Below are 23180 nucleotides of genomic sequence, written 5' to 3' on the forward strand. Positions count from 1 at the left end.
TAAGGCGGATAGCGTAGTCACTAGATATCCCAAAATGACTACACTTTTTTATGAACTCTAAGAATTTTTTAAGAGAGGTTTAGAAATGAAAGTAGTTGAACCTATTAGAGATACTGATGACATTGAAAGAATTAAGGATTTTTTGAGAAGGAAGAATGAACGAGATTACGTATTATTCCTATTTGGAATTTATACAGGTTTACGAGTTAGTGATATTATTCCAATTAAAGTCAAACAAATCATAGAAGACAAAATTGAAATAAGGGAGAAAAAAACAGGCAAAATAAGACGTTTTCCAATTAATCAACAATTAAGAAATGCTTTAAATCAATACATTGAGAATAAACAACTTAAAGAATATGATTTTTTATTTCCGAGCAGAAAAAGAGAGAATGGCAAGGGGGTAAAAATTTGTCATATTTCAAGAACTCAAGTGTATAAAATTTTAAAAGAAGCTGGGAATAAATGTGGGATTGAAAATATAGGAACCCACTCAATGAGAAAGACATTTGGCTATCATCATTACAAAAAGAATGGTGATGTAGGTATTCTACAAAGAATATTTAACCATTCAACACCAGAGATTACACTTGGATATATTGGCTATACTCAAGACGAACTAGACCAGAGTATACTAACATTTGACTACTAAATAGCCGTTCTATTTTACATAATGAGAAAATGTAAATTCAAAAACAGAAAAGAGGCCTATCCCCTTGATATAAAAGGGATTCTAAAAAGTGCTCGAAAGTCACAAAATAGAAGATATGTTAAATATATGGCACCAAAAAAGAGAGGAAAAACAGATGAATCAAAGCAAAGATTACACTCCATTTCTACAGGATAACTTTATTATCTTTAACAAAAATGGTATAATAGAGATGAAGAAAATACCAGACTTTGGTAGCGTGGTATTTACTAGTCAAGATGGCAACATTGTCCAGATTGAAACAACAATTAAAGAAAGATAGCTGACTAGACAACTAGAGGCGTAACATTAAAGCTAAGTAGCTTTTTTGTTGCGTCTCTTTTTGTTTTGAGAAAGAGGAAGTAATGAGGAATAAAGACCCAGTAGAGAGTTGAAACCAATAAGCACGATCAAAAGAATCAAAAGAAATGAGGAATAAAAGAACATGGAAACATTACAAACTATTGAAACTAAAATTGATAAACTGATTGAACAGAATAAGAAAGCTATTGAGATGACTGAGGCGGAACTGGTTAAAGCAAACCAAGCTATTTCAGACGCTCAAGCTAAGCTGGTACAGGCTCAAAAAGAAATCAACTCTGAAAAATACGTTGAAGCAAAAGGCGACCTATGGACAGCAGAACGTACAAAAGAATTTCATGAGGGACGTTTGAAAGAATTAACTAGAGATCCATTAGTTACCTATGAAGAATATCATGCGTTGATTGCAGATATCTTTAGATTAGCCGATGAAGAGCAGGATACTTTCTTCACTCCAGCAGTTGCCAAACTAATGGAAATTATAACACTTGGAGATAATGCTATTAAGGCAAGGGAACGTGTAAACGAGGTTCTTAAAAAACTTGAAAAGGATATCTCTAAAAATAATGAAGATTATAAAAAAGCTAAGAACGGCTGGATTTTAAGTGATTTCTTTTCAGGTTTATCTTATACACCAAGAAACGCCCTATACGGATATCAGTATAGTTTGAAAGAAATGGCTGAGAATTTCAAAAAGGGGCAAAGTTAAAAAAGCCCCCTCCCCCCTTCAGCTATCCCCCTACTAAAAAATAGAAAGATGAGGTATATAGAATGACCCTACCTACTGGTAAGTTTGATTTAAACGAATACGGGAAGTATTTAGCGGAAAAGTCTGCTGAGATTTATGAAGAGAAAACTAGACAAGCAGTTGACGCGATGGAGCGACATAGACAAGAATGTTTAGCAAGAGACGCCAAGTGGCAAGCTATCATAGATCGTTCTGGTGAACTATTAAAAGAAAAGAAGGAAAGAAAGCACCAGCAAGAGATTGAACGCTTGACGGAAGAAAAACGCAAAGAGGTTGATAGAGAAGTTAGTCAGCGCCTATCAATGCCTGATGAACACCAGAAAAAACTCAACAAAGCGATGAGCGAAATGCTGAAAGGTTTATCTTAAAGATTCTATAAAAGTAATTAGAAAATATTTTTTGTGAAAGAGGCTGGAGCAACCAGGGAGAAGATGGGGGGATATCCCCCTCCCCCTCGGAGCTTCAGGACTTCACGCCATCACTGTACATATTTTCTCGCGAGCGAGAAAGACAAAAAGGAGTAAATAGGATTGAATGAAACCACTTTAACTAGAAAATGCTCCAAGTGTCATGAGACTAAAGAATTATCTAGCGAAAACTTTTATAGGAAGCATTCGGACAAGAAAGGTTTCTCAAAAGTTTGTAAGCTATGTAATAAAAAGAAAGACGCAGAGCGTTACCAAAAGAAAAAAGACAAGATATTGACCCAAAAGAAACGATACTATAGACGGCAGAAAGAGCGTCAAAATGCAAAAGGCAGTTTACTCAAAGGAGGTGAAAAGTAATGGAAGATATATTTCCTAGTCTACTCCAGAAAATTAAGGCCGAATTTGAAAAAGCTAGGCTTGATAGTGAGATTCTGGAAGAGTTACTAGAAAAGTTAGAAGAGAATAAAGCTAATTATCTGGACGCCAATCAATATGCTATAGAAATTGGTGAAATACTCTCAAAGGTTTTAGGAACTTACTTAAGTAATGAAAGCCTACCAGATGGCAAGATGTACTATAATATCGCTAAACGATTGCTGGAAGATGTTTTAGGTCGAAACTATGACCTTGTAAGTGATTATACTGAAAAAGTTCAAGAAGATTTAAACCTTAGGGCTAACCTTCGCATTCCTGCTCAAGTTCCTGAGTTGAATCAAGATAGGATTGATGGCTTAGTCAATCGTTTAGCTAGTGAAGATGATTTTGGGGCTGTAAAATGGTTGGTGGGTGAAACGATCGTTAATTTTACCCAAAGTATTGTAGATGATACGATTCAAAAAAACGTGGTATTTCAGTATAAAGCAGGACTTAGCCCTAAAATCACTAGACGAACGGCTGGAAAGTGTTGTAAGTGGTGCCAAGAACTGGAAGGCAGTTATAAATATCCTTCAGTTCCCCATGATATTTATAGACGTCATAGTAATTGTAGGTGTACCGTTGAATATTATCCGCAAGATGGTAGACGGCAGAATGTACATACCAGAAAATGGAGTAATATCAATCAAGAAGATGTGGAGCGTCGAAAACAGATAGGTATAGAGTCTGCTGAAGAACGTAAAAGAAAACGAGATGAAAGAATTGCTAAGTTTGGGAATCCTAGAAGAAGATTAAGCTAGGCATAAGTTACAGGAGTAGAAAGGTTGTCGTTAAAAATGGAGCTGGATAAGTTTAAAACGATGATGAACGTCAGAAAGCGGATGACTTACTTTCTGAGATTCCAGAGGATGGCAGGAAGTGAAAACCAAGTTACAATAGATGAAGAGGCTTGGAAACTTGTCCTACCTGATCAGTGGAATTTGACTAGTAAGCATGAAAAGGCAATCAGAGAGAGTCTAGAAACATTTGTCCATGATATCAATAAGATAGAGAACAAGCGAGCCAGAAAATACTTTATTATCCATTATTGTTACATGAGGAAGAAAACGGTAAGTGAATGTTTAGAAATTGCTGGGACAAAATCCACTAATTATCATAGATACAAACAGATAGCTGTCTTAAACTTTGCTAGAATCCACCAGAACGGAGAACTAGAAGCATATAAGTAGCCATCAGCTGAATAACTGGAGTCTAGGACGCCCCGTTTTAGGGCTTCATCATATAGAACTCCATGAATCAACTAGAAACCCTTAGAAATGAATCTAGGGGATTTTAGATTTCTGAATATATAGGTTAGTGATATATGGTATAATGGTGATAGGTAATAAAAAAAGCACGTTTGACCGTGCTAGTTTCTTGCCTGCTGAACTCATCATATAGTTAGTGTAGTGGCTCCTTTGTGGGGCTTTTTTTGTGAACATTTTTAGGAACTTTTAAAGAATTTAAAGAAAATATAAGGAAATATGATTTTAAAGAAAATCAGGAATATCAAGGCCTTTACTTACTAATGAAATATAAAAATCAAGCGGTAGCGGAATAACTCAAAAAGGGAAAACTTGCTAACCCTCTAACTAAGGGGTCTCAGTCAATAATTTTATTCATTTTTCGATCAAAATCATAGCGCCCCATCATGACAACATGGTCACAATTGCTACATTTAATTTTGATATCTGCTCCTACACGTGTAATTTCCCAACGATTGGCCTTTTTACCTGTTGACTTGATGGTGCAAGCATGTGGTTTTTTCATTTCAACAAAATTTCCAACTTGATACATACTACTCTCCTTTTCTTTTTCGATTATATCATAAAAGAGGCGAGCTAGGCTCAACCTCTTTCACTTAATTTGTACGAACTGGTGTAATGAGCTGCATGAAGTCCTCATCAGTGTCTGCTGGCACAAGAGTAAATGGACGAACAGCTGAGATAAAGCTAATGGTCACCTTTTCGCTATTTAAAGCTTTAAGAGAATCAATCAAGTAAGTTGGGTTGAAACTAATAGTCAAATCTTCACCAGTCACCTGATCATTATCGATTTCTTCGTTTACTTTACCAACTTCTGGAGAATGAACATGGGCGCTAACAATCCCATCTTTAATTTCAAGTTTTACAGTACCATTTTGAGTCGCACTTGATAAAAGACGAGCACGCTCCATTGACTGGCGTAAGTTTACCACATCAAAAGTAATAGTAGTGTTAAAGTCTGTTGGAATCAAGCGATCTGTATCAGGATAGTTTCCTTCTAGGAGACGAGTATAGAAGCTAATATTTTCGCTTCTAAAGAGGATTTGGTTATTGGCAAAGAAAATCTCTACAGTTTCGATATCATCTGTAAATACCGCTGAAAATTCGCGTAGAGAACGGCTCGGAATCACGACATCAAAATCATCACTATTTTTCTCAAGAGTTAATTTTTTCTGGCTTAGACGATGAGAGTCTGTTGCAACTGTTTTTAACTCTTTGTGTTGACTCAATACAAAATGAACACCTGTCAAAATTGGACGACTCTCTTGTGTACTTGCAGCAAAAGCTGTTTCATTGATAATTTTCTTGAGTAATTTTGTTTCAAGAACCAAAGGAGTGCTTGCTGAAATTTCTTGGATTCGTGGATATTGTTCGCTATCTTTTCCTTTTAGGGTAATTTCTGATTTGCCGCTGGTTAAAACAATTTGATTTTGTTCAATTTCTTTAAAATCAAGAGTCACATCAGGTAGACTAGATACCACATTGATAAAGAAAGAAGCTTCAAGAAGGATCGAACCTAAAGAAGTAATTAACAAACCAGCATCTTCATTTTTTTGAGAAATAAAATTTTCAATTGAAATTTGACCATTTGAACCAATTAAAGTAACACCTTCGTTGGTCACGTCAATTTTGACAGTTGATAAAATAGGAATGGCATTTTTAGAACTAATAGCTCTCTTAGTAATATTTAATGCTTGTATAAATAAATTTTTATTAATTGAAAAATGAATCATGGATTCTCCTTTATTTATTTTTAGTATTAGAAGGATAATAGTAATAATAGAGTCTGTGAAATCTGTGGAAAACAGACTAAAAGTAAGGCATACCAAGTTTTTTGGCTTGTTTAAAAAATGTGGATAAAAAAGATAATAAAGTAAAAGTTATCCACAAGTTATTTGATTTTCTTTTTGATTGATTCAATTTCTAAGCGTAAATTATCGTCTTCATCAATCAAAGATTTAATTTTTGCATGGGCATGAATGACTGTTGTATGATCTTTTCCTCCAAATTCCTTCCCAATTTTTGGAAGACTATTATCTGTTAGTTCTCTAGATAAATACATAGCCACTTGACGGGCTAAAACAATATTTTGAAGGCGTCTGCTTCCCTTCATTTCTTTGACACTAACTCCATAGAAGTTACCAACTTCATTTTGGATTTTGTCAATTGGGATGACGAGCATTTGGCTAACATCTTGTTTGCGAGCTCTAATAGCTTCTGCAGCAATATCAATAGTGATATCCTTGATTTTTTTTACTTTGGCAATTAAAGTGATGTCGTTGATGGCTCCCTCAAGATCTCGAACATTTGAATCAAATTGCCCAGCTAGGTATTCTAGAGTATCACTTTGGAAATTGTAGCCTAAATGTTCCGTTTTACTTTGTAAAATGGCAATACGTGTTTCAAAGTCAGGGGGTGTGATAGTTTGGGTCAACCCCCAACTAAAGCGCGTTACAAGTCTTTCTTCGAGTCCTTCTAAATGCTTTGGACTTCTATCACTGGTTAGGACAATCTGTTTTTGCTTGTCATGAAGGGCGTTAAAGGTATTGAAAAATTCTTCCTGAGTTGCGACTTTTTTTCCGCTGAGTGACTGGATATCATCGATTAACAAAAGATCAAGACTACGATAGGTCTTTTTAAACTTTTCCATTTCCCCAAGTCTTAGGTGATCAAGAAAGTCATTGATAAAGCTTTCGGCAGGAATATATTTAACACGCGCATTTGGAATATTTTTTAGAATTTCATTTCCAATAGCGTTTAACAGGTGAGTCTTACCAAGCCCAGGTCCTCCATAGATAAAAAGAGGATTATAGGTCAGAGCCAAATCTTCAGAGACAGCCAAAGCGGCTGATACTGCCCAAACATTTCCATCCCCTTGAATAAAATTATCAAAGGTATACTTTTCTTTTAATCCCGTATCCGAATAAGGAATAGATGCTAACTTTGGACTATAGTCATAAAGAGTTGAATTTGTAGCTTCTTCAACTTGTGAGATAGCCGTATCTTGAGGTTTAGTGAAAATATAGTGAGGAGTAATCTCAGCATCATAAATTTCAAATCCAGCAACTACAATAATATCTTTTAGTTGTTTTTCCCAGACCATTTCCATTTCAGATCGTGGTAAAAATATAGTGGCAACATTTTCCTCTACCTTGATGAGTTCAGCTTGAATAGCATAGAAATCATACATGGATCGAGTCAGTCTTTCTTGAGCAAATTCTAAGATACGATTCCAAAATTGTTTTTCTTTCAATCCTTTCTCCTCCTTTACTATTTAAAAGTTTAATACTAGAGATATTTTACCATATATAGCAAGAATTTTCCACAAGCTGTGAAAAATAATCCACAATGTTATCATCTTTTATCCACAGGTTGGGGATAAAGTCAGAAACTATTGATTTATTAAGCTTTTTATCGAAAAAAATAGTGGATAACCTTGTGAGATAAAAAAATAAAAGAACAGCCTTATTTCAGGCTGTTGATAATTCTACTGTATTCTTCTTGATTTGAAAAAGAAATAATGATTTTTCCATTGTCTTTTTTAGACAGTTTGATTTCTACATCTAATCCGAGTAGTTTTTTTAACTGTTCTTCTTCATTTTGTATGAAATGATCATTTTTTTGCAGTTTCTTTTGTTTTTTCTCTGTCAGAAGAGCTTCTAACTTCCTTACAGAAATATCTTCTTCTATAATTCGTTGAAAGAAATAGTCTTGTTGTTCCTTATTCAACCCAACTAGAGAACGCGCATGAGCTTGTGATAGTTTGCCATTTTCTACTTCTGAGAGGATAGCATCTGGCAAGGAAAGCAAACGAATGGAGTTGCTGATATATGGACGAGACTTTCCCATTTTATCTGCAATTTCAGCATGGGTGAATCCTTTCTCTACGAGAGATTCATAGGCGCGTGCTTCTTCTATAGGATTTAAATTTTCTCTCTGTAAATTTTCAATAATGGACTGGACCATCATCTCTTGGTCTGAAAGCTGTTTAACAACAGCTGGGATAGACCTTAGACCAGCTAAAAGTGAAGCCCGATAGCGTCTTTCTCCTGCAAGGATTTCATAACCAATAACAGGAGATTGACGAACAATAATCGGTTGAATGACCCCATTTTCTTTAATAGACTGTGCTAGTTCATCTAGTTTTTCTTTATCAAATTCTTTTCGGGGTTGATAGGGATTTTTTTGTATATCCGTGATAGAAATCATTTCAAATTTTTCCATGATTCTACACTAACACATCTTTTCTCTTATGTAAAGCTTTCTTTACATAGATGTCAATTAAGATTCTAAATCACCTGAACTCTTGTCAAGCTTGATGGATGTAGTTTCTTCTTTACCGTTACGATAGTAAGTTATTTTAATGGTGTCTCCAATGGAATGATTGTAAAGAGCACTTTGTAAGTCTGTTGATGAAGCAATCTCTTTGTCATCTACTTTTGTAATCACATCGTATTTTTCGAGGTGACCATTGGCAGGCATATTACTTTGTACAGAACGAACAACTACACCAGATGTAACATTACTTGGAATATTCAGTCTTCTGATGTCGCTTGTACTTATATTAGATAAATTAACCATCTGGATTCCCAAAGCTGGGCGTGTTACTTTTCCGTTCTTTTCTAACTGTTCAATAATATTGATAGCATCATTTGCAGGGATTGCGAAACCAAGGCCTTCTACAGATGTGCCTCCATTTGTGGCAATTTTACTTGAGGTAATTCCGATAACCTGTCCTTGAATATTGATCAGTGGACCGCCAGAGTTACCTGGGTTAATAGCAGTATCAGTTTGGATGGCTTTTGTAGAAATGGCTTGTCCATCTTCAGATTTTAAAGATACATTTCGATTAAGACTAGATACGATACCTTGAGTGACAGTATTTGCATATTCAGAACCTAACGGGCTACCAATGGCAATAGCAGTTTCTCCTACGGTTAACTTGCTAGAATCACCAAACTCAGCTACTGTTGTCACTTTTTCTGAAGAGATTTTGACGACAGCAATATCAGAGAAAGTGTCCGCTCCGACAATTTCTCCAGGTACTTTAGTCCCATCTGACAATCGAATATCTACTTTGCTAGCGCCATTTATAACGTGATTGTTGGTGACAATGTAAGCTTCTTTGTCATTCTTTTTATAAATAACCCCAGATCCTTCACTAGAGATTTGCTGAGAATCTGTATCAGTATCATCATTACCAAATACGCTATTTTGTCTGTTTGCCGAATAAGTAATAACAGAAACAACAGCATCTTTTACTTTGTTAACAGCCTGAGTTGTTGAATTTTCGTTCTTATAGGCAGTCTGTGTAATAGTACTATTGTTGTTAGAGGTACTTACAGTACTTTTTTGAGTTAGTTGGTTTATTGAAAAGCTACCCAAGGCTCCACTAATAAAGCTAATGACGATAACGACTAATAATTGAAACCATTTTTTGTAAAATGTTTTTAGATGTTTCATATTTGCCTCCATATGTTTGAAATTACTGAAAGTATAAACTGACTAGCTTAATTATAACTTAAACACAAAAGTTTTTCACAGATTGTGGATAACTTTTGGAAATCTGTGATTTTCTAAGTGAAAATTAACCTTTTATTTTGTGAATAAGATGTGAAAAAATAGAGAATATGTTAGAATAGAGTCATGAAAATTAAAGTTGTAACAGTTGGAAAACTGAAAGAAAAGTATTTAAAAGATGGTATTGCAGAGTATTCAAAACGAATTTCTCGATTTGCTAAGCTTGAAATGATAGAGCTAGCAGATGAAAAAACACCAGATAGGGCCAGTGAATCAGAAAATCAAAAGATTTTAGAAATAGAAGGTCAGAGAATTTTATCAAAAGTTGGTGACCGTGATTTCGTTATTGTGTTAGCCATTGAGGGGAAAACACTTTCTTCAGAAGAATTTAGTAAGCAATTAGAAGAAGCTTCTATAAAAGGATTTTCTACTCTTACCTTTATTATTGGAGGGAGTCTAGGATTAGCACAGGATGTAAAAAAAAGAGCCAATCTTTCTGTTAGTTTTGGACGTCTAACTTTGCCCCATCAGTTAATGAGACTAGTTCTTGTTGAACAAATCTATCGCGCTTTTACGATTCAGCAGGGCTCGCCCTATCATAAATAGAAAATTGACTTTTAATTGAATTTTTGGTAGAATAATTGTATTAGGTCTCATAGCTCAGCTGGATAGAGCATTCGCCTTCTAAGCGAACGGTCGCAGGTTCGAATCCTGCTGGGATCAATATAGTAGCAAAGCTGGGAATTTTCCCGGCTTTTTTCTTAAAAAAGTACACTTGGGGAGAAAAAAATGACAGTTGAGAGAATTTTATATAAAACGAAATTCCATTTTGTATAATAGTTTTTGTAAGTTAGCTTACAAGAAAAAACATTGAGGAGATTTTATTATGAAAAATACAGTTAAATTGGAACAGTTTGTAGCCTTGAAGGAAAAAGACTTGCAAAAGATTAAAGGTGGGGAAAGTAGACTGTCAAGATTACTCCGTGATTTTATTTTCCAAATAAAACAGTAATGAAATAAGGAGAAAGAGTAATGAATTTACTTGGATTTGGGACAGTTATTGTTTATTTTTTAATTATTAGTTACAGTTACCATTTAATTTGTAAAGGTCAAGTAAATAGAAGAGAACTATACGTTTTTGGTGCTTATACATTACTAACAGCAATAGTACTTGATTTTCCCTTATATCTTCTATATTTAGACGGGTTAGGGATTGCAACATTTTTATTTCCTTTGGGCTTATATTCCTATTTTCGATGGATTAAACAGTATGAGAGGGATAGAGGACTATTCCTAAGTTTACTACTAGCTCTTTTATATGAGAGTACTCATAACTTTCTGTCCGTAACTTTCTCCTCTATAACAGGAGACAATTTTGTTTTACAATATCATGACCCATTCTTTTTCGTTGTAACGGTGTTGACCTATGTTGTTATCTTAAAAATCATTCATTATTTCCACTTAGAACTAAACTATTTTGATAAGGACTACCTTTATCCCTTCTTGAAAAAAGTATTTTTTGCTTTACTACTACTCCATACTGCATCTTTCGTTTCAGATATGGTAAGTACGGTTAAACATTTGAATAGTTTTGGAAGTATTTTGTCATCTATTGTCTTTATTTCTCTCCTTTTGACCTTCTTTGCAATGAATTCGCATAAAGAACAAATGGAAAAAGAGATTGCTTTGAAGCAGAAGAAATTTGAACAGAAACATTTACAGAATTATACAGATGAAATTGTCGGACTGTATAATGAAATCCGTGGTTTTCGACATGACTATGCTGGAATGCTTGTCAGTATGCAGATGGCAATTGACAGTGGTGATTTACAAGAAATTGACAGAGTTTACAATGAAGTTTTGGTTAAAGCTAATCACAAACTGCGTTCAGATAAGTACACTTACTTTGATTTGAACAACATAGAAGATTCAGCTTTACGAAGTTTGGTTGCTCAGTCTATTGTCTATGCTCGAAATAATGGTGTAGAGTTTACACTGGAAGTAAAAGATACGATTACCAAGCTCCCAATTGAACTATTGGATTTGGTTCGTATCATGAGCGTTTTATTGAACAATGCTGTCGAAGGATCGGCTGATAGCTATAAAAAGCAGATGGAAGTAGCAGTTATTAAGATGGAAACTGAAACAGTCATTGTGATTCAGAATTCATGTAAAATGACGATGACTCCTTCAGGAGATCTATTTGCCTTAGGATTCTCTACTAAGGGAAGAAATCGAGGAGTCGGATTAAATAATGTGAAAGAACTGCTAGATAAGTACAACAATATTATTTTAGAAACAGAGATGGAAGGCAGTACATTTAGACAAATTATTAGATTTAAGAGGGAATTTGAATGAAAGTTTTAATTTTAGAGGATGTTATTGAACATCAAGTGAGACTAGAGAGAATATTGGATGAAATTTCGAAAGAATCGAATATTCCAATATCATACAAGACAACGGGAAAAGTCCGTGAATTTGAAGAATACATTGAAAACGATGAAGTAAATCAGCTTTATTTCCTAGATATCGATATTCATGGAATTGAGAAAAAGGGATTTGAAGTGGCTCAGCTCATTCGTCATTACAATCCTTACGCTATTATCGTCTTTATTACCAGTCGATCAGAGTTTGCGACTCTAACCTATAAATACCAGGTATCAGCCTTAGATTTTGTTGATAAGGATATCAATGATGAGATGTTCAAGAAGAGAATTGAGCAAAATATCTTCTACACGAAGAGTATGTTGCTTGAAAATGAAGATGTTGTAGATTATTTCGACTACAATTACAAGGGGAATGATTTAAAAATTCCTTACCATGATATTTTGTATATTGAAACGACAGGTGTCTCTCATAAATTGCGCATTATTGGTAAGAATTTTGCAAAAGAGTTCTATGGAACAATGACAGATATTCAGGAAAAGGACAAACATACCCAACGATTTTATTCTCCTCATAAGTCATTTTTGGTAAATATAGGCAATATTAGAGAAATTGACCGAAAGAATCTAGAAGTTGTTTTCTATGAAGATCATCGCTGTCCTATTTCAAGGTTAAAAATTAGAAAATTGAAAGATATTTTAGAGAAAAAATCTCAAAAGTGATTGACAATTAGCAAGAAATTGATATAATGGTTATATCTGCTACAGATAGAAGGTCCGTTGGTCAAGGGGTTAAGACACCGCCTTTTCACGGCGGTAACACGGGTTCGAATCCCGTACGGACTATTTTATCCGCCATAGCTCAGTTGGTAGTAGCGCATGACTGTTAATCATGATGTCGTAGGTTCGAGTCCTACTGGCGGAGTATAGATAAAAGGGAACACAACTGTGTTCCTCTTTTTGTATCAATTTGTATCACCAAGCATCTTCATAAGGAAGTCTGTTATCTCTTGAGGACTTTCTTTTTTTCCATGTGCAATCCAAGTTTGGCAGACACCAAAAAGTGCGTGAGTTAGATAAATACTACTATATTCTAATTCAGTGGTATTGAGATTCAGTTGCATAAATCGCTTTTGTAAATCTGTGCTGAGCATGATATGAAGTTTATTTCGTAAGAAATTTTGAATTTCTTTAGTCCCGTTTTCAGAAAGCAGAGCAGCCAGAAGTGGTTCTGACTCTAGATATTCAAATACTTCTAAAATAGCATCTCTTTTGTGATGAGCATGTTTTTGAAAAATATATTCAAATGTATGGAATAGCTTGCTTTGATAGTGCTCAATCATATCATACTTATCCTTATAGTGCGTATAGAAGCTGGAACGACTAATTCCGGCTTTTTCTGCTAACTTGACAGTAGAAATTTGATCAAATGGTTGTTCCATTAGTAATTGTACCATAGCATTTTCAATAGTTCGCTTTGTTTTTAAGCGTTTGTTACTTTCTTGCATATTTCCTCCTTGTAAACAAATTAGACTATATGTCTAAAAATGGATTTTTTATCTTGTAATTTAGATTTTTTATTGTATAATCTATTATATCAAAATTTTAGACAATATGTTTAAAAAAGGAGAAGCTATGTTTAAAGAATGGAAAGCAATTTTTAAAAAACCAATCTTTATTATTGTCATGATAGGGATTTCTCTTATTCCAGCTCTGTACAATATCATATTTTTATCCTCAATGTGGGATCCATATGGGAAATTATCGGACTTACCTGTGGCAGTTGTCAATAATGATAAAGAGGCTTCCTATAATGGTAATAGCATGTCTATAGGAAAAGACATGGTGTCCAATTTAAAAGAAAATAAAACCTTGGATTTTCATTTCGTGGATGAAGATGAAGGAAAGAAGGGATTGGAAGATGGCGATTACTATATGGTAGTGACTTTACCCAGTGATTTATCTGAAAAAGCAGCTTCTATTTTAACGGATCATCCAGAGCAAATGCAAATCGATTATCATACTTCAAGTGGTCATAGTTTTATTGCTAGCAAGATGAGCGATTCTGCTATGACACAATTAAAGCAGAATGTTTCTACCAATGTAACCGAGACCTATACCAAAGCTTTACTTAACAAAATGGTCGATTTAAAGGATGGCATGAGTCAAGCAGCTTCTGGTAGTGAAAAATTAACTGATGGAGCGAATCAGTTAGTGGCAGGAAGTCAAACATTAACTACTAACCTACACTCTTTAGCAGATTCAAGTTTAACATTTTCAAATGGAACGGAGCAGTTTACTAAAGGATTATCTGCTTATGTTTCTGGTGTCGAACAACTTCATCTTGGCTTAGGGAATTTTAATAGTGGTTTAGTTACATATACTGGTGCAGTGAGTCAATTAGATAGTGGGTTAGGTCAATTATCTTCTAAAAGTCCTGAATTAGTAGGAGGAATCAATCAACTATATACTGGTGTAGAGTCCTATACTGGCGGTGTTTCTCAGCTCAATGCTGGTCTTAATCAATTTTCATCTGGTGTTAGTGCCTATACAAATGGAGTGGGAAATCTTGCAACAGGTGCTAATCAGTTATCTAATCAATTAGCTACACTTCGAATGGGTGTGGAGCAATTAAGTGAAGGGATTCAACAACTTTCTAGCAAGTTAGATGCTTCGTCTGGGAAAAAAGATCAAATTAATCAATTATCTTCTGGTCTGAATCGGTTAAATCAAGTTATTCAAAATATTGATGTTGGAGATACAAAACAATTAGATTCTGTTTTATCAAGTATAGTATCTCTTTCTAATCAAATGTTAGCAAGTGCTCAGTCTGAAAAAGCAACTACATTAGCCAATATTCAATCGACAGCAGCTTATCAATCATTGACAAGTGAGCAACAAGCTGAAATAAGTGCTTCTGTATCTCAAAATTCGACTGATAGTATTCAATCGGCTCAGTCAATTGTAGCTTTAGTACAAGGTTTACAGGGAAGTTTAGAAAACTTACAAAATCAATCATCTAATCTTTCGATTTTAAAAAATCAAGCTAATCAAGTATTACCTATTGCTTCTACTTCTTTGACAAGATTGTCAAGTGGATTAACAGAGATACAAGGAGCTGTTACTAGCAAATTAGTTCCTGCCAGTCAGTCGATTACATCGAGGGTAAATGCATATACTGCAGGAGTTGATAAAGTTTCTCAGGGCGCAAGTCAACTAAGTGAAAAAAATGCCACCTTGACAAGTAGTTTGGATCAACTAGTTTCAGGCTCAACTACCTTGACACAAAAATCTTCTAACTTGACAGCAGGAGTTGGTCAATTAGTTGAAAAAACTCCAGAATTAGTGTCTGGTATTGAAAAATTATCAACTGGCTCTAACCAATTGAATCAAAAGAGTCAAGAATTGATAGCAGGAGTTGATAAATTGCAGTCAGGCTCTAGCCAACTAGCTGACAAATCAAGTCAGTTAATTTCAGGTGCTTCTCAATTAGAAAGTGGAGCTAATAAATTGGCAGCTGGAGCTGGGAAACTAGCAGAAGGTGGAACAAAGTTAACTTCTGGATTGGAAGATTTACAGTCAGGAGTTGCTTCTTTGGGACAAGGATTAGGTAATGCTAGTGATCAACTCAAGTCAGCATCAACAGAATCTAAAAATGCAGAGATTTTGTCAAATCCTCTCAGTCTCTCCAAAACTGACAATGACCAAGTTCCTGTAAATGGAATTGCAATGGCTCCTTATATGATATCAGTTGCTCTCTTTGTTGCAGCAATATCAACGAATATGATCTTTGCGAAGCTGCCTTCAGGACGTCATCCGGAGAGCCGCTGGGCTTGGTTGAAATCTCGAGCTGAAATAAATGGTGTTATAGCTGTTTTAGCAGGAATTTTGGTATATGGAGGAGTTCATCTTATTGGTCTAACTGCTAATCATGAAATGAGAACATTTATTCTCATCATCTTAACAAGTTTAGTATTCATGTCTATGGTGACTGCTTTAACAACGTGGAATAGCCGTATAGGAGCTTTCTTCTCTCTTATCTTGCTTTTATTACAGTTGGCATCAAGTGCCGGTACTTATCCACTTGCCTTGACAAATAATTTCTTTAGAGCTATTAATCCTTGGTTACCAATGAGTTATTCAGTTTCGGGATTACGACAAACAATTTCTATGACAGGAAATATTCATCATCAAGTCATTTTCCTTGTTGTGATATTAGCCCTATTTACTGGTTTAGGTATGCTAGCCTATCAACCTAAGAAAATGGAAGAAGATTAAAAAAATCGACCGATTAACTGGTCGATTTTTTAAACCTTAGATAACTTTCGTTTGTAATTATAGATTCCAAATAGTAAAAGTGAAGTAAAGGAACAGATTGATCCAGTAATAAAACCATTGGGAATAAAGGAAAGTGTAATAGTTCCTTTTCCCTTAGGAACGTCAACTTTCATAAATCCAGTTTGAGCTTGTTTTATTTCTATTTTCTTACCATCTTGGTAGGCAGACCAACCTTTGTCATAAGGAATGGTGAAGAAAATAGATGTATCTTGTTGGACATCATATGTAGCAAAAACCTTGTTTTTAGAAGTTGATACTGTGACAGGCTGTTCTTTGATTTTTTGAATTGCCTCAGTTAAAGTTAGGGTATCTAAACGATAGAAGGTAGGAGATTCAAATGATACTTGTGAATTTCCAGGGAAACTAACATTGATATTGAAAGTCTTTTTCTCTTTTGTATAGCCTAGATTAAAGAAGGAGAAGATATTATCAGTTGTAAAAGTTTTCTTTTTCCCATTGACAAGCATGTCAACCTTTTTTTGTTTGTCATTAGAAAAGTGAAGGTTTGTGAAAGAAAGATAAACTTGGCTGTTTTCTGGCACTTCAATTTGATACTGGATTGTTGCATCCTCATTTGAAGAACTTGTGACACTAATCAAATCATCAGTATTTTCAGTTTTTTCATAGGGTATTGGAGAAAAATAATCAAAATCGACGTTAGCAAGTTGATTTAAAAACGAGGCTTGATTATCCAAAGTGTGTTCATTGAACTTGACATCATTGTAAACAGATTGACTAGCAAATGTAATCGGAAGAGAGAATTGATTTTCATATAGGGTAAGATTATCTTTTTGATAGATATCTTTAAAACCATACTTATCAATAGGACTGTCTGAGATATTGTACTGGATACCAAATAAACTATCAGCCAAAATACTATTATTTGCATAGCGGAGATTGAGATTAGTCCCAGATGATTTAAAACCAAGTTTATCTAAAGTAGAGCTTGCTGAACGATTTCGAACAGATGAAAATTGAGAGATTCCATTGTAGTTGAATTTCATACTGTCATTTCCTGTCTGAGTTTGTAGTTTTTCAGTACGAGTAAATTGATTTCCAATATATGTTGAGAAAGATTCCATAGCTGGGATATCTCGATTATAAGCACTTCGAGAAGCAAATCCCCATTCCTTAGCAATTCCGTCTATTTGAGATGAAGCATTTAAACTCATTTCAACCATTATAAATAAAGAGATTAGAATAGCAAATAGATTTACAGAGATAAATTTTTTAATAACTGCAGGGAGTAAAAGAGAATAGACAACCAAAAATTCAAGAGTAAGTAGAATATTCAAATCTGTTAAAAAAGAATAATGTGATTTTAGATAGATGGTAGTTAAAAATCCTGTTACTATAAGAAAAAGCGAAACTAAAAAATTCCAGATTTTAATTTCTTTCAGACGATTTAAGACTTCCGCTGCTGTGTAAATTAACAAGGTAGAGAAAATCCAAGAATAGCGATGTAAAAACATATTTGGAGTATGCATACCTTGCCAAAATAAATCAAGAGCTTCTATATAAAAGCTTGCAATTAGAAATGCAAAGAAGATTGCATAGATAAGTTTCACGTGAAACTTAATGGATGTCAGTGTAAAAAATAAAATGGTCAAAATAAAGGGAAGTAGTCCAACAAAAATCATTGGGATAGCCCCATACTTTGTTGTATCAAAGGAACCGATGAATTGCTTAGCAAAGAGATCAAGATACCAGCTACTTTCAGTTTGAAACTTTGTAACTTCAGTCAATTTTTCCCCATGTGTCTGTAAATCAAACAGAGTGGGAAGTGCCATAATCAAACTAGCCATACCAGCTAAAAAGGAAGTAACTATGAAATCAAGAACCGATGATTTTCGAGTCTTAAAATCCCACGAAATTTGACAGAGATACCAGAAAATAAGAAACAATACTGTCATATATCCAAAATAATAATTTTGAATAAATAAGATTGACAGACTTGTAAAGTACAAAAGGAGTTTCTTTTCAGTTATAAGTAGGTGTAAACCAGTTATAATTAAAGGAATCAAGATAAAAACATCTAGCCAGGTTTTTATCTCTAATTGACTGACAGTGAAACTCATCAGAGCATAGGAAGTAGATAAAGCTAGTTTTAAAGGATTAGGAATCGATTGAAATAATTTATTTAAACTAAAGTAAGTTGACAGTCCAATCAATCCAAATTTTAAGAGAGTTGTCAGATAGACAGCATCTGGCATATTCGTTAGATCAAAAAAGTAAACTAGTGGTGAAAGGAAACTACCTAAGTAATAACTAGATAGGGCATAGAAATTTAATCCGAGGCCACTTGTAAAGGTGTAAAACAAACTACCATTTCCATGTAGGATATTCCTTAGAGCTATATCAAAAATAACGTATTGATGAAAGCCATCTCCTAATAGTGGAGATGTATCGCTATTCCAGTAGATACCTTGAGATAGGTATACTCCTGTCATAATGACTACGGGAATGATGAAGGAAACAAAATAGGTCCAATATGTTTTAAAAAATAATTTCATGTTACCTCATAAAATGTTAGAAAACTCAGCTGGTTAACCCAACTGAGTTTTGAAGTTTTATTTAGTCTTTCCAAAGTTCTTTAACTTTTGCTTGTACTTCTGCATTTTCTAGGAATTCATCGTAGGTTTCATCTATACGGTCAATGACGCCATTTTTAGACAAGACAATGATATGGTTAGCTAGAGTTTGAATAAACTCGTGGTCATGACTGGCAAAGATGATTGATTCTTTAAAGTTTTTCAATCCATCGTTCAAGCTTGAGATAGATTCCAAGTCCAAGTGATTGGTTGGATCATCAAGTACAAGGACATTTGATTTCAAGAGCATGAGTTTTGAAAGCATGACACGAACTTTTTCTCCCCCTGACAAGACATTTACAGGTTTGTTAACTTCATCTCCAGAGAAGAGCATACGGCCGAGGAAACCACGTAGGAAAGTATTGTCATCTTCTTCTTTACTTGCGAATTGACGCAACCAGTCAAGAATTGATTCTCCCCCTGCGAAATCAGCTGAGTTATCTTTTGGCAGGTAAGATTGACTAGTTGTAACTCCCCACTTGACAGTTCCTTCATAGTCAATATCTCCCATGATTGCACGAATCAATGCAGTTGTTTGGATGTCATTTTGTCCGATAAGTGCTGTCTTATCACCTGGACGCAAGATGAAACTAATATTATCCAAGATAGTTTCACCATCAATCTTTACAGTTAGATTTTCTACTGTCAAGAGATCATTACCAATTTCACGCTCCGCTTTAAAGTTGATAAATGGATATTTACGACTAGATGGAACAATCTCTTCTAGCTCAATCTTATCAAGCATTTTCTTACGTGATGTTGCTTGTCTTGATTTAGAAGCATTGGCAGAGAAACGAGCTACGAATTCTTGCAATTGCTTAATTTTTTCCTCTGCTTTTGCATTACGGTCTGCTAGCAATTTAGCAGCAAGCTCAGAAGATTCCTTCCAGAAGTCGTAGTTTCCGACATAGAGTTTGATTTTTCCAAAGTCAAGGTCGGCCATGTGAGTACATACTTTGTTTAAGAAGTGACGGTCGTGGGATACTACGATAACTGTGTTATCAAAGTCAATCAAGAAGTCTTCTAACCAAGTAATCGATTGGATGTCCAAACCGTTGGTAGGCTCGTCCAAAAGAAGAACATCAGGTTTACCAAAAAGTGCTTTGGCAAGGAGAACTTTTACTTTCTCACCGTTGGCCAATTCGCTCATGTTTTGGTAGTGTAATTCTTCTGGAATGTTTAGGTTTTGAAGGAGTTGAGAGGCTTCACTCTCTGCTTCCCAACCTCCAAGTTCGGCAAACTCTCCTTCGAGTTCGGCAGCACGAACCCCGTCCTCGTCTGAGAAATCTTCCTTCATGTAGATAGCATCTTTCTCTTTCATGATGCTATAAAGTTTTTCATTTCCCATGATAACGACATCAATGGCACGTTCATCTTCATAGTCAAAGTGATTTTGACGGAGAACAGAGAGACGCTCATCTGGACCAAGAGAGATGTGACCAGTAGTAGGTTCGATATCTCCAGCTAAAATTTTTAAAAAGGTTGATTTTCCGGCACCATTAGCACCGATTAATCCGTAAGTATTTCCTTCTGTAAATTTGATATTGACATCATCAAAAAGTTTGCGATCACTAAAACGTAGTGAAACATCAGATACTGTAAGCAATGTTTTTCTCCTATATGTGTAATATATTTATTCTACTAGAAAATACGGAAATATTCAAATTTTTATCTGTCAATTTTGTGTAAATTACATTTACAGCATACTTTACAAAAATCCGTAAATAGCAAGGTTGATTTATTTTTATAAATTGCGGTTATTTCATTAAAAAAATGCTATAATTGAAGGGACTATATCGAAGGAGAACAAAATGACTAAACCCATTATTTTAACAGGAGACCGTCCAACAGGAAAATTGCATATTGGACATTATGTTGGAAGTCTCAAAAATCGAGTATTATTACAGGAAGAGGATAAGTATGATATGTTTGTGTTCTTGGCTGACCAACAAGCCTTGACAGATCATGCCAAAGATCCTCAAACCATTGTAGAGTCTATCGGAAATGTTGCTTTGGATTATCTTGCAGTTGGATTGGATCCAAGTAAATCAACTATCTTTATTCAAAGCCAAATTCCAGAATTAGCTGAGTTGTCTATGTATTATATGAATTTGGTGTCATTAGCACGTTTGGAGCGCAATCCAACTGTCAAGACAGAGATTGCTCAAAAGGGATTTGGAGAAAGTATTCCAACAGGATTTTTGGTTTATCCAATTGCACAAGCAGCTGACATCACAGCCTTTAAGGCCAATTATGTTCCTGTTGGGACAGATCAGAAACCAATGATTGAGCAGACTCGTGAAATTGTTCGTTCTTTTAACAATGCATATAACTGTGATGTCTTGGTAGAACCGGAAGGTATTTATCCAGAAAATGAGAGAGCGGGTCGTTTGCCTGGTTTAGATGGAAATGCTAAAATGTCTAAATCACTCAATAATGGTATTTATTTAGCTGATGATGCGGATACTTTGCGTAAAAAAGTAATGAGTATGTATACAGATCCAGATCATATTCGAGTGGAAGATCCAGGTAAGATTGAGGGAAATATGGTTTTCCATTATCTAGATGTTTTTGGTCGCCCAGAAGATGCTCAAGAAATTGCTGACATGAAAGAACATTATCAACGAGGTGGTCTTGGTGATGTGAAGACAAAGCGTTATCTACTTGAAATACTAGAACGTGAACTTGGTCCTATTCGTGAGCGCCGTATTGAATTTGCTAAGGATATGGGAGAAGTTTATAATATGCTTCAAAAAGGTAGTGAAAGAGCGCGTGAAGTTGCAGGTCAAACCCTATCTGAGGTAAAAGGAGCAATGGGACTTCATTACTTTAACTAAGTTTATTTTACAAGAAACTATCATTTCTATCTCAAAGAAAAGATAGTTTTTTATTTACCCCTGTAACATTTGACAAATTTTTATAGAATGGTATGATAGATACAATATAAAAAGAGTCAAGCTCAAACAGAAAGAAAAGAGGAAACTTCGAATGTCTAATTGGGACACTAAATTTTTGAAAAAAGGTTTTACCTTTGATGATGTATTGCTTATTCCAGCTGAAAGTCATGTGTTGCCTAACGATGCAGATTTAACAACTAAATTGGCAGATAATTTGACTTTAAATATCCCAATTATTACCGCTGCCATGGACACAGTAACTGAGAGTCAAATGGCCATTGCTATTGCTCGTGCAGGCGGTCTCGGAGTTATCCATAAAAACATGTCAATTGCTCAACAAGCAGACGAGGTTCGTAAGGTAAAACGTTCTGAAAATGGAGTTATTATTGATCCGTTCTTCTTGACTCCTGAACATACAATTGCTGAAGCAGATGAGCTTATGGGGCGTTACCGCATCAGTGGTGTTCCAGTTGTTGAAACACTTGAAAATCGTAAATTGGTTGGTATTTTGACAAACCGAGATCTTCGTTTTATTTCAGATTATAACCAACCAATTTCAAACCATATGACTAGTGAAAATCTTGTGACTGCTCCTGTGGGTACAGATCTTGCAATAGCTGAGAGCATTCTTCAAGAACACCGTATTGAAAAGCTTCCGTTGGTAGATGAAGAAGGTCGTCTTTCTGGTTTGATTACTATCAAAGATATTGAAAAAGTTATTGAGTTTCCAAATGCTGCTAAAGATGAGTTTGGTCGTCTACTAGTTGCAGGTGCAGTAGGTGTTACTTCAGATACATTTGAACGTGCAGAGGCTCTTTTTGAAGCAGGAGCGGATGCGATTGTTATTGATACTGCACATGGTCATTCTGCAGGTGTCTTGCGTAAAATTGCTGAGATTCGTGCTCACTTCCCAGATCGTACTTTGATTGCTGGAAATATTGCAACAGCTGAGGGTGCACGTGCCCTTTATGAAGCAGGTGTAGACGTTGTCAAGGTTGGTATTGGGCCAGGTTCAATCTGTACAACTCGTGTGATTGCTGGTGTCGGTGTTCCGCAAGTAACAGCTATCTATGATGCTGCAGCTGTTGCGCGTGAATATGGAAAAACGATCATTGCTGACGGTGGAATCAAGTATTCTGGAGATATTGTAAAAGCCCTTGCTGCAGGTGGAAATGCAGTTATGCTTGGATCAATGTTTGCTGGAACTGATGAAGCTCCAGGTGAAACTGAAATCTTCCAAGGACGTAAGTTCAAGACTTACCGTGGTATGGGATCAATCGCTGCTATGAAAAAAGGCTCAAGCGATCGTTACTTCCAAGGTTCTGTTAATGAAGCAAACAAACTTGTTCCAGAAGGAATTGAAGGTCGTGTTGCTTATAAAGGTGCGGCAGCGGATATCGTCTTCCAAATGATTGGTGGTATCCGATCTGGTATGGGTTATTGTGGTGCGGCTAACCTTAAAGAACTACACGATAATGCTCAATTTATTGAAATGTCTGGTGCTGGTTTGAAAGAAAGCCATCCTCATGATGTGCAAATTACTAATGAGGCACCAAATTATTCTATGTAAAAAAACAATGAAAAGA

The 23180-nt window shown here is 35.2% G+C and carries 22 protein-coding genes and 3 tRNA genes; 17 read left to right on the forward strand and 8 right to left on the reverse strand.

The features are described 5' to 3' along the window. The first annotated feature begins 85 nt into the window (after positions 1–85). The 7 genes from PCY12_RS02045 (at position 86) to PCY12_RS02075 (ending at position 3789) form a co-directional block, all read left to right on the forward strand. Positions 86–652 (forward strand): site-specific integrase, encoded by a 567-nt coding sequence (locus tag PCY12_RS02045; protein ID WP_000869410.1) that lies wholly within the window; start codon positions 86–88, stop codon positions 650–652. Between the two features lie 115 nt (positions 653–767). Next, positions 768–971, forward strand: coding sequence for a DUF2292 domain-containing protein (locus PCY12_RS02050; RefSeq protein WP_301351294.1), 204 nt, complete (start codon positions 768–770; stop codon positions 969–971). A gap of 162 nt (positions 972–1133) precedes the next feature. Then, on the forward strand, positions 1134–1718 hold the full coding sequence (locus PCY12_RS02055) for a hypothetical protein (protein ID WP_084889599.1): 585 nt from the start codon (positions 1134–1136) through the stop codon (positions 1716–1718). A 62-nt stretch (positions 1719–1780) separates the two neighbouring features. Then, the gene (locus tag PCY12_RS02060) at positions 1781–2125 is read left to right on the forward strand and encodes a hypothetical protein (protein WP_000174707.1); all 345 of its coding nucleotides are present in this window, start codon (positions 1781–1783) and stop codon (positions 2123–2125) included. A gap of 162 nt (positions 2126–2287) precedes the next feature. Next, positions 2288–2542, forward strand: coding sequence for a hypothetical protein (locus PCY12_RS02065; protein ID WP_001006386.1), 255 nt, complete (start codon positions 2288–2290; stop codon positions 2540–2542). After that, a complete protein-coding gene (locus PCY12_RS02070) occupies positions 2542–3360 on the forward strand; it encodes a hypothetical protein (RefSeq protein WP_000389424.1) in 819 nt (272 codons plus the stop codon). The genes PCY12_RS02065 and PCY12_RS02070 overlap by 1 nt, the downstream gene beginning before the upstream one ends. Positions 3361–3396: 36 nt before the next feature. Next, positions 3397–3789, forward strand: coding sequence for a hypothetical protein (locus PCY12_RS02075; protein WP_000417893.1), 393 nt, complete (start codon positions 3397–3399; stop codon positions 3787–3789). A gap of 412 nt (positions 3790–4201) precedes the next feature. Here PCY12_RS02075 and PCY12_RS02080 read toward each other — a convergent pair whose 3' ends face one another. The 5 genes from PCY12_RS02080 to PCY12_RS02100 form a co-directional block, all read right to left on the reverse strand. Further along, positions 4202–4396 carry a DUF951 domain-containing protein gene (locus tag PCY12_RS02080; protein ID WP_000285186.1) on the reverse strand — a complete coding sequence of 65 codons (195 nt, stop codon included), beginning with the start codon at positions 4394–4396 and terminating at the stop codon, positions 4202–4204. 64 nt (positions 4397–4460) lie between these two features. Beyond that, positions 4461–5597 (reverse strand): DNA polymerase III subunit beta, encoded by a 1137-nt coding sequence (dnaN, locus tag PCY12_RS02085; protein WP_301351297.1) that lies wholly within the window; start codon positions 5595–5597, stop codon positions 4461–4463. Positions 5598–5755: 158 nt separating this feature from the next. Beyond that, positions 5756–7117 (reverse strand): chromosomal replication initiator protein DnaA, encoded by a 1362-nt coding sequence (dnaA, locus tag PCY12_RS02090; RefSeq protein ID WP_301351299.1) that lies wholly within the window; start codon positions 7115–7117, stop codon positions 5756–5758. Between the two features lie 212 nt (positions 7118–7329). Further along, positions 7330–8088: a ParB/RepB/Spo0J family partition protein gene (locus tag PCY12_RS02095; protein WP_301351301.1), complete on the reverse strand. Its 759-nt coding sequence runs from the start codon at positions 8086–8088 to the stop codon at positions 7330–7332. A 57-nt stretch (positions 8089–8145) separates the two neighbouring features. Further along, complete coding sequence (locus PCY12_RS02100) at positions 8146–9327, reverse strand: S1C family serine protease (protein ID WP_301351303.1); 1182 nt, start codon at positions 9325–9327, stop codon at positions 8146–8148. 183 nt (positions 9328–9510) lie between these two features. Between PCY12_RS02100 and rlmH the strand changes: the two genes are divergently transcribed. The 7 genes from rlmH (at position 9511) to PCY12_RS02135 (ending at position 12693) form a co-directional block, all read left to right on the forward strand. Then, complete coding sequence (gene rlmH, locus PCY12_RS02105) at positions 9511–9990, forward strand: 23S rRNA (pseudouridine(1915)-N(3))-methyltransferase RlmH (RefSeq protein ID WP_061438537.1); 480 nt, start codon at positions 9511–9513, stop codon at positions 9988–9990. Positions 9991–10033: 43 nt separating this feature from the next. Then, positions 10034–10107: transfer RNA gene (locus tag PCY12_RS02110), tRNA-Arg, on the forward strand. A 163-nt stretch (positions 10108–10270) separates the two neighbouring features. Then, on the forward strand, positions 10271–10396 hold the full coding sequence (gene comC / locus PCY12_RS02115; protein ID WP_218757899.1) for a competence-stimulating peptide ComC: 126 nt from the start codon (positions 10271–10273) through the stop codon (positions 10394–10396). A gap of 20 nt (positions 10397–10416) precedes the next feature. Continuing rightward, positions 10417–11742 carry a competence system sensor histidine kinase ComD gene (comD, locus tag PCY12_RS02120; protein ID WP_301351304.1) on the forward strand — a complete coding sequence of 442 codons (1326 nt, stop codon included), beginning with the start codon at positions 10417–10419 and terminating at the stop codon, positions 11740–11742. Continuing rightward, a complete protein-coding gene (gene comE / locus PCY12_RS02125) occupies positions 11739–12491 on the forward strand; it encodes a competence system response regulator transcription factor ComE (protein ID WP_000866069.1) in 753 nt (250 codons plus the stop codon). Before comD ends, comE begins: the two co-directional genes overlap by 4 nt. Positions 12492–12542: 51 nt before the next feature. Next, positions 12543–12614: transfer RNA gene (locus PCY12_RS02130), tRNA-Glu, on the forward strand. A 5-nt stretch (positions 12615–12619) separates the two neighbouring features. After that, positions 12620–12693, forward strand: a tRNA-Asn gene (locus tag PCY12_RS02135). Between the two features lie 40 nt (positions 12694–12733). Here the strand turns inward: PCY12_RS02135 and PCY12_RS02140 are convergent. Then, positions 12734–13276 (reverse strand): TetR/AcrR family transcriptional regulator, encoded by a 543-nt coding sequence (locus tag PCY12_RS02140; RefSeq protein ID WP_001158275.1) that lies wholly within the window; start codon positions 13274–13276, stop codon positions 12734–12736. 127 nt (positions 13277–13403) lie between these two features. Here PCY12_RS02140 and PCY12_RS02145 point away from each other — a divergent pair, with 127 nt between their 5' ends. Further along, positions 13404–16046, forward strand: a complete 2643-nt coding sequence (locus PCY12_RS02145; protein WP_301351306.1) for a YhgE/Pip domain-containing protein — start codon at positions 13404–13406, stop codon at positions 16044–16046. Between the two features lie 29 nt (positions 16047–16075). Here the strand turns inward: PCY12_RS02145 and PCY12_RS02150 are convergent, their stop codons facing one another. Both PCY12_RS02150 and PCY12_RS02155 read right to left on the reverse strand, forming a co-directional pair. Beyond that, entirely contained in the window at positions 16076–18619 is a 2544-nt protein-coding gene (locus tag PCY12_RS02150; RefSeq protein WP_301351308.1) for a YfhO family protein, read from the reverse strand. Between the two features lie 61 nt (positions 18620–18680). Then, a complete protein-coding gene (locus PCY12_RS02155; protein ID WP_000958772.1) occupies positions 18681–20303 on the reverse strand; it encodes an ATP-binding cassette domain-containing protein in 1623 nt (540 codons plus the stop codon). A 205-nt stretch (positions 20304–20508) separates the two neighbouring features. Here PCY12_RS02155 and trpS point away from each other — a divergent pair, with 205 nt between their 5' ends. Both trpS and guaB read left to right on the forward strand, forming a co-directional pair. After that, on the forward strand, positions 20509–21534 hold the full coding sequence (gene trpS / locus PCY12_RS02160) for a tryptophan--tRNA ligase (protein ID WP_000165457.1): 1026 nt from the start codon (positions 20509–20511) through the stop codon (positions 21532–21534). A gap of 151 nt (positions 21535–21685) precedes the next feature. After that, positions 21686–23164 (forward strand): IMP dehydrogenase, encoded by a 1479-nt coding sequence (gene guaB, locus PCY12_RS02165; RefSeq protein WP_000073402.1) that lies wholly within the window; start codon positions 21686–21688, stop codon positions 23162–23164. The last annotated feature ends 16 nt before the right edge of the window (positions 23165–23180 follow it).

This window comes from Streptococcus sp. SPS1 (assembly GCF_030439915.1).
In the GTDB taxonomy this organism is placed as follows: Bacteria; Bacillota; Bacilli; order Lactobacillales; family Streptococcaceae; genus Streptococcus.

What these genes read in the sequence shown, in the direction of transcription:
- PCY12_RS02045 (WP_000869410.1), top strand. Translation starts at nt 86, where the DNA reads ATGAAAGTAGTTGAACCTATTAGAGATACTGATGACATTGAAAGAATT.
- PCY12_RS02050 (WP_301351294.1), top strand. Translation starts at nt 768, where the DNA reads ATGTTAAATATATGGCACCAAAAAAGAGAGGAAAAACAGATGAATCAA.
- PCY12_RS02055 (WP_084889599.1), top strand. Translation starts at nt 1,134, where the DNA reads ATGGAAACATTACAAACTATTGAAACTAAAATTGATAAACTGATTGAA.
- PCY12_RS02060 (WP_000174707.1), top strand. Translation starts at nt 1,781, where the DNA reads ATGACCCTACCTACTGGTAAGTTTGATTTAAACGAATACGGGAAGTAT.
- PCY12_RS02070 (WP_000389424.1), top strand. Translation starts at nt 2,542, where the DNA reads ATGGAAGATATATTTCCTAGTCTACTCCAGAAAATTAAGGCCGAATTT.
- PCY12_RS02075 (WP_000417893.1), top strand. Translation starts at nt 3,397, where the DNA reads ATGGAGCTGGATAAGTTTAAAACGATGATGAACGTCAGAAAGCGGATG.
- PCY12_RS02080 (WP_000285186.1), bottom strand. Translation starts at nt 4,396, where the DNA reads ATGTATCAAGTTGGAAATTTTGTTGAAATGAAAAAACCACATGCTTGC.
- dnaN (WP_301351297.1), bottom strand. Translation starts at nt 5,597, where the DNA reads ATGATTCATTTTTCAATTAATAAAAATTTATTTATACAAGCATTAAAT.
- PCY12_RS02095 (WP_301351301.1), bottom strand. Translation starts at nt 8,088, where the DNA reads ATGGAAAAATTTGAAATGATTTCTATCACGGATATACAAAAAAATCCC.
- PCY12_RS02100 (WP_301351303.1), bottom strand. Translation starts at nt 9,327, where the DNA reads ATGAAACATCTAAAAACATTTTACAAAAAATGGTTTCAATTATTAGTC.
- rlmH (WP_061438537.1), top strand. Translation starts at nt 9,511, where the DNA reads ATGAAAATTAAAGTTGTAACAGTTGGAAAACTGAAAGAAAAGTATTTA.
- comC (WP_218757899.1), top strand. Translation starts at nt 10,271, where the DNA reads ATGAAAAATACAGTTAAATTGGAACAGTTTGTAGCCTTGAAGGAAAAA.
- comD (WP_301351304.1), top strand. Translation starts at nt 10,417, where the DNA reads ATGAATTTACTTGGATTTGGGACAGTTATTGTTTATTTTTTAATTATT.
- comE (WP_000866069.1), top strand. Translation starts at nt 11,739, where the DNA reads ATGAAAGTTTTAATTTTAGAGGATGTTATTGAACATCAAGTGAGACTA.
- PCY12_RS02140 (WP_001158275.1), bottom strand. Translation starts at nt 13,276, where the DNA reads ATGCAAGAAAGTAACAAACGCTTAAAAACAAAGCGAACTATTGAAAAT.
- PCY12_RS02145 (WP_301351306.1), top strand. Translation starts at nt 13,404, where the DNA reads ATGTTTAAAGAATGGAAAGCAATTTTTAAAAAACCAATCTTTATTATT.
- PCY12_RS02150 (WP_301351308.1), bottom strand. Translation starts at nt 18,619, where the DNA reads ATGAAATTATTTTTTAAAACATATTGGACCTATTTTGTTTCCTTCATC.
- trpS (WP_000165457.1), top strand. Translation starts at nt 20,509, where the DNA reads ATGACTAAACCCATTATTTTAACAGGAGACCGTCCAACAGGAAAATTG.
- guaB (WP_000073402.1), top strand. Translation starts at nt 21,686, where the DNA reads ATGTCTAATTGGGACACTAAATTTTTGAAAAAAGGTTTTACCTTTGAT.